We start from the raw sequence: 10,126 nt of genomic DNA, 5'->3' as shown, positions 1-10,126 counted from the left end.
CTTCGGCTTGCAGCACCGGACGCGCCGAGATGCGCTCGCCCTGGTCGATGAATGCGGAGAGGGCGCCCACCGAGGCTTCGGTCGATACGGTTTGCGCTTTAACAAGAGTTGTGCCGAATCCCATCATGCCGACTGCCACGGCAACCAGAAGGGCACAAAAGTGAGTGGAGGAAATAAATCGAGTCATAGCAAAGTAAGAGGTGTTTGTAGTGGGGAAAAGCGGACGTGCATTCTTGCAGTCCGAGCTTACAGTCCGATGAGCACATTAATGAGCGTGAAGTAGAGCGCGAGGCTCACGAAGTCTTTGATGGTGGTGATAAACGGGTCGGCCCCGGAAGCGTGGTCGAATCCCAACTTAACAAGGATCCAGGGCAACAAGAAGCCAAGCAGCGTAGCCAGTGGGATAACCACAGCCAGCGCGATGCCCACGGCAATGCCTAACTCGGGGATGTCGTTGGGAGCCCCCTGCCAGGCGTAAGCCACGGCTCCACCCACTGTGCCAAGAAGAACACCCATGATGAGCCCGACCTTCACCTCGCGAAACAGCTGCTTTCCAAAGCGCCGAATGTTAATGTGTCCGAGTGCAACCCCACGCGCAAAAATGGTGGTGGACTGTGTGCCTACGTTACCGCCCATATCCATAATGACCGGGATAAAGATGGCAGCCGCCACAACAGCAGCTAGCGTGTCTTCAAAGAAATCGATGACACCGCCAACGAGCAATCCACCGGCCAGTGTAATCAAGAGAAAGAAGACGCGTAGGCGGATGGCATACGAGATCGGGCCTTGCGTAAGTTTTTTGCTGTAGATGACGTCTTTCTCATCGGAGGGAGTGAGCCCGCCAATGCCCGCCTTGCGGTACATCGTCTCGGAGGCCTCTTCTTCGAGCACGTCCATGATGTCGTCGAAAGCGACAATGCCCAGCATGGCTCCGTCGTCGTCCAGCACAGGCAGGGCGATGAGGTCGTAGCGCGCCAGTTTGCGGGCGGCGTCGAGTTCATCGCCGCTGGCCTGCGCGGTGACGATGTCTGTTTTCATGATGTCGGTCAGCGTATCCGACGGACGCGCCATGATGAGGTCTTTCATGGACACGGTACCCAGCAGGCGCTTGTTGTCGTCGAGCACATAGCCGTAGTAGATCGTGTCTACCTCGGCGGCGTGGGTGCGCATGTCTTCGATAGCAACTTCCACCTGCATGCTTGGGTCAAGGCGGATATAGTCGGTCGTCGTTACAGCGCCTACCGTGCCGGTTTCGTACGCGTTAAGGCGCAGCACATCCTGACGCTCGCTATCCGACATGGCTTTCAAAACGGCCTTTGCTCGGTCTTCGGGCATGGCCTGTACAAGATCCACCCGGTCGTCGTGCGACATCACGGTGATCGTCTCCGCAAGCACTTCTACCGATAGTTGATCGATGAGCGCTTGCCGGTGCTCGGGGTTGATGAGCATGAAGGTGTCGGCCTGCATGGCGCGGTCGAGCAGGACGAACACTTCGGCAATCTCATCTGTGGTGAGATCGTTGAGGTGGTCGGCCAGGGTAACGGGGTGCAGGTCGTTGCACAGATCTTGAATGTACTGACTTTTTCCGTTGTCAAGGTGCCGACGCAGTTGTTGCGTAATGGCTGTGTTGTTTGAGTCGTTGGTCGACATAGGTTTTCGTGTGCTTGTAGCAACCTTCCAGTGCCCTGAAGGACCGATACGATACTTCGGACAAAGGCACCGTGAAGCGTTGCAGGATTGAAAGTTGCAGGATTGAAAAGCGATGCGATGCGCGTGGAGAGGTGCAAAGACGTCTGTATTGCAAAGGGCCTATGCGAGTAGACCCGCCGTGCCGTATAGACATACCTCACCTACATACCCTCTTTTTGAGGGGGACAAATCAGCGCATCGCTGGGGGGAGAAATCGGCTACGCAACTCGCTTGGGTACAGACGGGCGACGCGTGTCGCGGTCTGGGGAGCGAGCGGCCTCCAACAGGCGGTGTGCATGCGGCGACAGATGCCGCTTGATGTGCCGACGATCGGCAGGCGTGCAGTGCGCAAGCACCGAAGCCAGCCAGTCGGGATACATGTTCTCGGCCAGCACGCGCTGTGTGTTGGGGTGAAAGTGAGGAAACACTGCCGCTGCAGTTTCAACATCGGCATAGCGCATAAACCGCCAGGCATTCGTTGAGGAGAGCGATGCGGCAAAGTCCTTCACAGAGGCAGGAAACGCCTCATGATTGACACGTTTGAGAACGTCGCGTACGGGCGTGTCATCCCGTCGCGGTGTTGGGATAGGTGTAGTCATGGTTCACGCAATGGGGTTTGCGGGTGGAGGCAGCCCGCAGCGTGAACAGTTCCTCCGAAGAGAGGGGCTCAGCCACCGGCTGCTGTCATAGAGTCTGATTCGATACTGGGTCCAGAAGACATGGCCAGAAGCCTTTTATGAAACAAGTGAACTGGTTCTTGGAGCAAAGTCTGCGCGAAGCACAGTTTGACTTGCTCGAAAACCATTGGCACTCAACAGGACGGTCATAATGCAGGTTCCCCAGATTCTTGTGTTAATGGATTGCTAACATTGCTACAGTCATGCAATGGGCATTGTAGCCTGTCCGTGTTGCATATGAACTCCGGAGCAGGGCGCATGTGCTGCAGTCGAGGACCAAGCCCAAGCGCAAAGCTTTCGTGATAGTTCTCTAATTGATCCGTTGGCAATCTCTGCCGATTGCACCCGTGAGACGATGACTGAGACAATGACAGCGTTGAAACGGTGCTGGAGAAGCCGGCCCGTCGGCAGGCTACCTGCCAATACTGCGCTCCCGTGGCATTCGTAGAACTTCTAACGGATATCAAGACGCTGTACCCTCCCAGATTGGTGTAGACTGATGTTTGCCTCGCAACTCTCTGACGCTCCTGCCCCTCCAACTAACCACAGCGTCTACCGCTGTTCGTCGTGTGGTATCCCACTTTTTCGCGCCGATGCGAAGTTCGATTCAGGAACCGGCTATCCCAGCTTCTGGAGCGCTATTCGGGCGCATGTGGAAGAGCGTCTTCTGGCAACGCACGGGCGCAAGCGCATCCAGGTCGTTTGCAATTCATGCGGCGCCCATCTCGGACACGTTTTTGCTGATGAACGGACCCCCACCGACGTTCGATATTGCATTCGCCATGACGCGATTCTCCAGTAGCCGTCTGGCGCAACAGTCTGCGTGCAGCCGCTCTATGGTTTCCACCCATAGTTTTGAATCCGCCAGAGGCCACAAAAAACTACAACTCCTGATCTACTCTCAAGATAAGATGGTTGGGGGCTGAACTGCTACATACAGCCTCTCATGCTGAGCGTATTTAGACACTCCGCCAAACTTTACACATGTGCATCAATATAGACCTTATGATAGCATGCAAAGCGGAGTATAAGTCGAGATTCCTTACAAGCAACGTAGGTGATTACGATGGCAGAGACGCATCCAGAACCTCATCCTCATGAGCATGGACCGAATTGCGGACACATGGCCGTAAAGCATGGTGATCACGTTGATTACGTACACAACGGCCACCTTCACCACCAACGCGAGGATGGCACCGTCGAGGAGCATACGATTCCGGTAAGCGAAACTAATCCGGATGGGCACAACCCTATAGAGAATGCCCACAAGCACGATCACGTCCATGGCCCCGACTGTGAACATGAAGCCGTACCTCACGGCGACCATACCTGCTACATTGTTGATGGGCGCCTGCATTATCCACATGGCGACCACTGTGATGACCACGGCCCAGTAGAAGTCGTGCAGAACGCAAAAGCCTCCTGACAGCCCCTATACCAACCGCAGGGAAGCGTAATACGTGCATGAGATTCTGAGACCGAAAGTCCTCAGTGGTTTTCACCATCCAAACCCATTAAGTAAATCCGGTACGTCAGATCCCCGTTTTCTTGCTCGGTCTCAAGAAAAATGAACCCGTTATCAGTGTATCCGATAATGGGATCATCGCCAGTACTTTCAAAATCAAGTTCGATCTGCTCACATCCTTTAGCCTGTCCCTCCTCACCTACATGATGGATATTCAACGCCCGATCGAAGTCCGACAGTCCGTCATCGCCGTAGGTGATACTACCGTGTTGGAGTGCGGCCAAGAATGATTGGTCAGCCAGCACATTCAGCTTGTAGAAGCGGCTGTTCTCTGTCACATAGTCTATGATGGATTCCCGATCGGTAAGGTTTTGGGCAAACTCATTGACCGAGAAGTCGCCATCTTCTATATGGTACGTCTGGGTCTGTCCCAAATCTCGGTCGTATGCATAAATGGATGCGCGTGCTGGGGAGGCATAATAGACATGCTCTTGCGAAGCCCGAAGGGTTCCTGAGCCATCCAGAAATGACAGCACCACATGCTCATCGGTTACCTCTCCCGTCGCAAATATACCTTCTCCATCTTCTATTTGTTGTCCGGAAACGAATGCACCCGAACGTATCCCACTCCGGTACCCAAGTAGCGTCTCCTCCTCTACGTCAAAGTCAGCAAGGGCTTGTGAGAAGTGTATCCATTCATCTATTTCACGCCCTTCGTCGTCAAACGCGAGGAGCCGCAGTTGCTCGCTATCCCACACATATACTGTGCTTCCGTCTGTGCGAACGATCGATGGATTCTGGTACTCGAATGGGCCCGATCCCTGGTCGCCAATTTGCTGGATGTACCGCCCCCTATCGTCAAACAAATGCACAGCAGCCGGACTCGACGTAGCAACTGCCATGTCGCCATTTGCAAGAACCGCCGCGCTTTCTGGATTTCCGAGAGGCGCATCAGGCTCGTCAAGTGTTATCGTCCGAAAGGAAAGGAACGCATCTGTGCACTGGGCTTCTGCAATATTGGGGATTGCGGCAAAAAAGCTTAGCGCAACCATCAATACAAAGCAGGAAGCGATTTTATACTTTGTCATTTGTTTTTTCTATCTGCCAGAAAGAGAATCACAAAAGCCTCCTTTCCTCAAGCGTTATTGAGAAAAGGAGGCATTGCCCAATTTTACAACGACTAACACGCTTCACATTGGAAATCTCCTCCAGTTGTGCAAGTAACAGAAGGCATAAAGCCTATTTCGACGGACACAGACCAGTAGGAGCAACATTTATTGGGGAGACCACCTGTCTCGCAATCGCCACTTACAACTTCAGCAAAATCGCTGTTCACTTGCACAGTGTAATTGCAAATCCGTTCGGCAGCTCTATCATTCTGGACCTCAGTTTCCGGTACAGTAAATCCAAGAAGAGTGAAAAGAAGTATTGCAGTTCCTACGCTCTTAATGAGAGTCATTGAGAGAATAAATTATCAAGGCAAAACACCCCACTCACCAGCCACTCATAAAAGTTAAACAAAGACGGGTCACAAATAAAAGGCCCCTCTTCCGAGAGCGCCCCTTGGGTGAACTCAATAGCATTGAATGATATTCACTCCACTACTTTTCTCTCTTCCTCTAAGCTGCACCCAGCGCTTCACAAGCACGAATTTCGGCGACTACTGGGTTACTCGGACATCGGCGCTACGGTGGGGGTATGAAGGCGCAGGGTGTGGGCGGTGTCCACAGACGCATCGTTGATCTGGATGTGCAGGCGCTCGGCTTCGGCGTCATGGTAGACGCCGCCATCCGCCTCCCAATCAGACATCGATGTCTGCATAGCCAGTTCGGCGCCGTTGTGCGTTACGGATGCGGGAGCTTCGGCGATGTGATGCACAGTCGCCTCAATCGTGCGGGCCTCGGGCTGTTCGGCATAGGTGCCGGCTGCCGCTCCCACAGTCAGATCAAACACGTGCTCTTCCCCAATCATGTGCTGTTTCTGATGGAGCGACGTGACAGCGTAGGCCCCGGTTTCGTAGTTTCGGGTCTGCCCATCGTCTTCGTAGAGGGTCGCGCTGTGGCGTGCCTGATCAGGAGCCGGATACACATCAAGGTGCAGCACATCTTGCGGCTGTTCCTCTACGTTGGACGCAACCGGACGCATGGGGATGATACTACCCGCACGCACGAAGAGCGGCATCTCACTGAGGGGGGCATCGACTGTGACCGACTGTCCGCCGGCGTAAGCGTCGCCGCTCCAGTAGTCGATCCAGGTGCTGCCTTCAGGCAAGGGCACAGTGCGCTCGCGCTGTCCCTGCTCCCACACGGGCGCCACGAGGAACGCATCCCCAAAGAGGTACGTCTCGTCTTCGTCGTAGAGCGACTCATCTTCAAACATCAGTGGACGCACGAGCGGCATGCCGGTGCTGTAGTTTTCGTACGCCAGCGTGTAGATGTACGGCATAATCCGGTAGCGCAGCTGCACATACTCGCGCAGCGTCTGCTCTTTGGACGTGCCGAAGTCGGTCGGCTCGGTCAGATCGCTATCGTTGCCGTGCGGGCGCATGGTGGGGGTGAAGGTGCCATGCTGAAACCAGCGGGTGTAGAGCTCATCGGGCAGCTCGCCTGTGAAGCCGCCCAGATCAGAGCTGTAGTAGGCCAGCCCAGACAGACTCATGTTGAGCAGCATGGGCGGCTGGGCCTGATAACCCGTAAAGGAGCGGGATACGTCGCCCGACCAGAGAATTGGGCTGTACCGCTGTATTCCGGCGGATCCGGCGCGCGTCAGGTTTACAAAGCGGTCGTTCGGACGCCACTCGCGGTAGCCTTCTGCAAGGGTCTGTGCCCAGAGCAGACTGTATACGTTGTGCACCTCGCGGGCAGTGCCCCATCGATGGCGCATCTCCTCAGGGTGGTTCTCCGGCTCGCCCAGGTCGGTCCACAGTGCAGCCATCTCATCTCCCATAAAGACCGGGTGCTGCCCCCACCACCAGTCGCGCGCAGCGGGATTCGTAAAGTCGATGAGCGCAGCTCGGCATCCCTCTTCGCCCTCCTTGATTTCGTCGGGGCATGACCACCAGTCGTCGATGAGATACGTGTCGCCCTCATCATCGGTGGCCAGGTAGCCACCCTGGTCGGCGTTGTCGAAGAGCCGCGCGTTGGTGACCATATACGGCTCGGTGATGGCAAGCGTCTTCACGCCCTCATCGCGGAAGTCACGCATCATCTGAAACGGATCGGGGAAGGCCTCGCGGTCCCAGTCCATATCGCCCATGTGCTCAAACCAGTCGAGGTCGAGAATAATAGCGTCGAGCGGAAAGTCGCGGTCGAGCAGGGTTTCTACCACCTCGCGGGCTTCGGCTTCGGTGCGGTAGCCAAACCGCGACTGGATGTAGCCCAGCGCCCACTTCGGCGGCATGGGCTGGCGTCCAGTGAGGCCGGTGTAGTGCTCAAGCTGCGTGGGGATGTCCTCGCCCTGAATCACGTAGTACGTGATCTCGCCGCCCTCTGCTTCGATGTCGAACACATCCTCTTCGGATGCGCCAATGTCGAACATAGCGGGGCTGATGGTATCCACAAAGAGGGCATACGCGCTGTTGGTAACCGCCAGCGGTACGTTGATCTTCATGGTGGAGGGCGCCTCGTCGTAGCCATAGTGCTGCGTATTGTAGAGCTCAAACGCCTGTCCGCGCAGGTTGAAGGTGGGCGCGCGTTCGCCGGTGCCGTAGACGTTTGTGGCCTCGTCGAGATGCATTTGTAGCATCCGATCATCGTCTTCATATCCGAAGCCGGTGTCTTGCTCACGTGTGAGCACCTCGCCATTCGCATCCACAAACTGCAGGTGCATCGGGTCTTTGTGCACTTTCACGTCTATCCCGGAGCCCCGCACCCACACAGCATCGTCTCGCGTTTGCACATTCGGGGGATGCGTATCTGGATCTTGCACGACCGCAAACGAGGAGTCGGGGCGCAGCGTGTTGGGCGGTGTCCAATCTACGCGGACGATGCTGTCGCCGTAAAATGTGATGTGCGCAGTTGCATTCTCGGCTTCTATTTCGACAGTCGGTCCGCGCAGATCGTGTCCGACATACGCACCTGGAGTGGTTTGGGCCAGCGCCGACACTGGAGCGACCAGCAGTACGGCTCCAACGAAAAGACCAATGTAACGAGAGAGTGTACGTAGCAAGGCAATCGGAGGTGGAATGAGTGGGTGCGCGTTGCAAACCTGACAGGTCTCCTGACGCTCGGGACCTGTCAGGTTTTGCGAGTGGGGTTACTCGGTTGCAAGAATGACCGTGCTGGCAGGTGGCAGCGTGGTGCCGTCGGTATCCAGCTCGATCTCATCGTCGGAGGCATAGGCGATGGCCGTGTAGGTGTCGGCCAGCTCATTGGGAAGCGTCAACTCGTGCGCCTCGGTGTCCATGTTATGAGCCACCAGCAGCGTCTGGGTGTCGCTGGTGCGCTCGTAGACGGAGAGAGCCGGTGATTCCACCGACACGGCTTCGATTTCACCGCGTGCAAGGGCCTCATGCTCACTGCGTAGTGCAATGAGATCGCGATACAGATTGAGCAGCGAGCCCTCATCGTCGAGCTGTTCGGAGACAGGCGTTACGGTTTCATCGGTTGAGTACTCGGGATCGATCCACGTGGTGCGTAGATCGTCCTCCTCTTCGGGCGCCCAGAGCATGGGTTCACGGATGTTCGGATCGGGCTTCTCGCCGTACATCCCGATTTCTTCGCCGTAGTACACGTAGGGCGCGCCGGGCAGGGTGAAGAGCAGGTGGGCAGCAAGACGCATATCGTCCATATCGTCCAGCTCACTCATAATGCGCGGCTGGTCGTGGTTGGTGAGGAACGTGGCATCCACAAAGTTGGGATTCACGTCGGCGTACATAGCACGCATGTCCACAAGCCGCTCTGCGATGTTCGCTCCTTCGCGTGTCCGGAAAGCGTCGAAGATTTCTTCGGAGAGGTGGAAATTGAACAGGCTGTGGAGTCCGCTAAAGAACGGAGCAATAACTTCGGGGCCGTCCCACACTTCGCCAACGAGCAGGACATCTTCATCTACGGCCTCCATTTCGGCACGAAACTCCTCCCACCAGGCGTGGGCATCTTCGGCACGCTCATCAGGATAGATGTGCTTGGCGGCATCGAGGCGGAAGCCGTCTACGCCTTTCTCAAGCCAGTACTCGCCAATGGCAATGACCGAGTCGCGCACGGCCGGGTTATCGAAGTTGAGATCGGGCATGCCGCCCCAGAAGTAGCCGAAGTAGCGCTTATCGAGTCCTTCCTGCACCTCATCAACGTCTTGCACCTCATGCCAGAAGTCGATATTGTCGGTGTCGGGCCCGGCTTCTTCGTCGGCAAACGAGGCGACGGTTTCCTCATCCTCCCAGATGTAGAAGTCGAAGAAGTCGCTGGTTGTATCGGCTACAGCTTGCTGAAACCAGGGGTGATCGCGGGCGGTGTGGTTGATCACGAGGTCAAGTACCACACGAATATCGCGGTCGTGCGCCTCATCCAACAGGCGCTCAAAGTCGTCCATCGTGCCGTAGTCGGGGTGCACCTCCCAGTAGTTGGTCACGTCGTACTTGTGGTAGGAGGGCGACGGGTGAATAGGAAGCAGCCAGATGGATTCGAACCCCATGTCATCGATGTAGTCGAGCTTCTGGATCAGCCCGTCAAAGTCGCCAATGCCGTCGCCTGATCCATCCGCAAACGGATGCACAAACACTTGGTAGGTAACGCCATGGTGCCAGTCGGGCGCCTCTGACGTGTCGGGCTCGGGCGCAGGATCGTCGCACCCGCTCCACACAAGTACGGCACCAAGCAGTAGCGGGAGCACCACTCGCGAGATACGAGACAGGTCGGCCATGGTCGTTTTCATAAGGCTGTGGGAAAGTTGTCGGTGGGATGCGTCGGTGTGGTGTAGCACGAGTCCGACATGGGCGTCGCCCTCAAGGAGCAGCGCCTCGGCATCTTGCTGCAAGCGGTACGTTTCTGAGGAGGTCCATGCACCCTCAAGGTCCATGCACCCTCATAGGTCTCGCGCAGCGATTCGGGCAGGGGATGCGGGCGCTGTGTGCTTCGTTGCTGCGGTTTTAAGTAGGCCAGCAAAAATACATGTACACCTTGTCATCACGAGGAGGGAGCGTGCGACCGACGCGGCGCTGGGTGGAGCCCGAGTACTCCTGGGGTGCGATCTCATGGCCCCGTTAGAGCGGTTTATCCTGCTTAGAAGGCACAAGATTGCACGCTAAAAGCACTTCCTCGCTGCGCTCACAGCGCCACGTCGCTGGCGCTCCTCGCAATGA

General features: G+C 56.3%; 9 protein-coding genes. 3 read left to right on the top strand and 6 right to left on the bottom strand.

Annotated elements, in window-relative coordinates:
* The 3 genes from PPP56_RS05590 to PPP56_RS05580 form a co-directional block, all read right to left on the bottom strand.
* Positions 1-187 (bottom strand): hypothetical protein (locus tag PPP56_RS05590; protein WP_353563045.1); only part of this gene is annotated, 187 nt, incomplete at its 3' end.
* Between the two features lie 59 nt (positions 188-246).
* Positions 247-1,650, bottom strand: a complete 1,404-nt coding sequence (mgtE, locus tag PPP56_RS05585; protein ID WP_353563044.1) for a magnesium transporter — start codon at positions 1,648-1,650, stop codon at positions 247-249.
* A gap of 257 nt (positions 1,651-1,907) precedes the next feature.
* Positions 1,908-2,288, bottom strand: a complete 381-nt coding sequence (locus PPP56_RS05580; RefSeq protein ID WP_353563043.1) for a magnesium transporter MgtE N-terminal domain-containing protein — start codon at positions 2,286-2,288, stop codon at positions 1,908-1,910.
* A gap of 577 nt (positions 2,289-2,865) precedes the next feature.
* Here PPP56_RS05580 and PPP56_RS05575 point away from each other — a divergent pair.
* Both PPP56_RS05575 and PPP56_RS05570 read left to right on the top strand, forming a co-directional pair.
* The gene (locus tag PPP56_RS05575) at positions 2,866-3,168 is read left to right on the top strand and encodes a peptide-methionine (R)-S-oxide reductase (RefSeq protein WP_353563042.1); all 303 of its coding nucleotides are present in this window, start codon (positions 2,866-2,868) and stop codon (positions 3,166-3,168) included.
* Between the two features lie 258 nt (positions 3,169-3,426).
* Positions 3,427-3,792, top strand: a complete 366-nt coding sequence (locus PPP56_RS05570; protein WP_353563047.1) for a hypothetical protein — start codon at positions 3,427-3,429, stop codon at positions 3,790-3,792.
* Positions 3,793-3,854: 62 nt separating this feature from the next.
* Here PPP56_RS05570 and PPP56_RS05565 read toward each other — a convergent pair whose 3' ends face one another.
* Complete coding sequence (locus PPP56_RS05565) at positions 3,855-4,802, bottom strand: 6-bladed beta-propeller (RefSeq protein ID WP_353563046.1); 948 nt, start codon at positions 4,800-4,802, stop codon at positions 3,855-3,857.
* Here PPP56_RS05565 and PPP56_RS05560 point away from each other — a divergent pair.
* Positions 4,732-4,980, top strand: a complete 249-nt coding sequence (locus PPP56_RS05560; RefSeq protein ID WP_353563048.1) for a hypothetical protein — start codon at positions 4,732-4,734, stop codon at positions 4,978-4,980. The two genes, PPP56_RS05565 and PPP56_RS05560, sit on opposite strands and share 71 nt — an antisense overlap.
* Before the next feature lie 519 nt (positions 4,981-5,499).
* Here PPP56_RS05560 and PPP56_RS05555 read toward each other — a convergent pair.
* Positions 5,500-7,998, bottom strand: a complete 2,499-nt coding sequence (locus tag PPP56_RS05555) for a glycoside hydrolase family 31 protein (RefSeq protein WP_353563041.1) — start codon at positions 7,996-7,998, stop codon at positions 5,500-5,502.
* Positions 7,999-8,085: 87 nt separating this feature from the next.
* Positions 8,086-9,843 (bottom strand): alpha-amylase family glycosyl hydrolase, encoded by a 1,758-nt coding sequence (locus PPP56_RS05550; protein ID WP_353563040.1) that lies wholly within the window; start codon positions 9,841-9,843, stop codon positions 8,086-8,088.
* Between the last annotated feature and the right edge of the window lie 283 nt (positions 9,844-10,126).

It is taken from the genome of Longimonas sp. (genome assembly GCF_040409695.1).
Lineage (GTDB): Bacteria > Bacteroidota > Rhodothermia > Rhodothermales > Salinibacteraceae > Longimonas.
The sequence above is the reverse complement of the archived record's forward strand: the minus strand, read 5'-3'. Positions and strand labels throughout refer to the sequence as shown.

Coding starts and splice junctions, on each gene's coding strand:
- mgtE (WP_353563044.1), bottom strand. CDS start 1,650: ATGTCGACCAACGACTCAAACAACACAGCCATTACGCAACAACTGCGT.
- PPP56_RS05580 (WP_353563043.1), bottom strand. CDS start 2,288: ATGACTACACCTATCCCAACACCGCGACGGGATGACACGCCCGTACGC.
- PPP56_RS05575 (WP_353563042.1), top strand. CDS start 2,866: ATGTTTGCCTCGCAACTCTCTGACGCTCCTGCCCCTCCAACTAACCAC.
- PPP56_RS05560 (WP_353563048.1), top strand. CDS start 4,732: ATGTCGCCATTTGCAAGAACCGCCGCGCTTTCTGGATTTCCGAGAGGC.
- PPP56_RS05550 (WP_353563040.1), bottom strand. CDS start 9,843: ATGGACCTTGAGGGTGCATGGACCTCCTCAGAAACGTACCGCTTGCAG.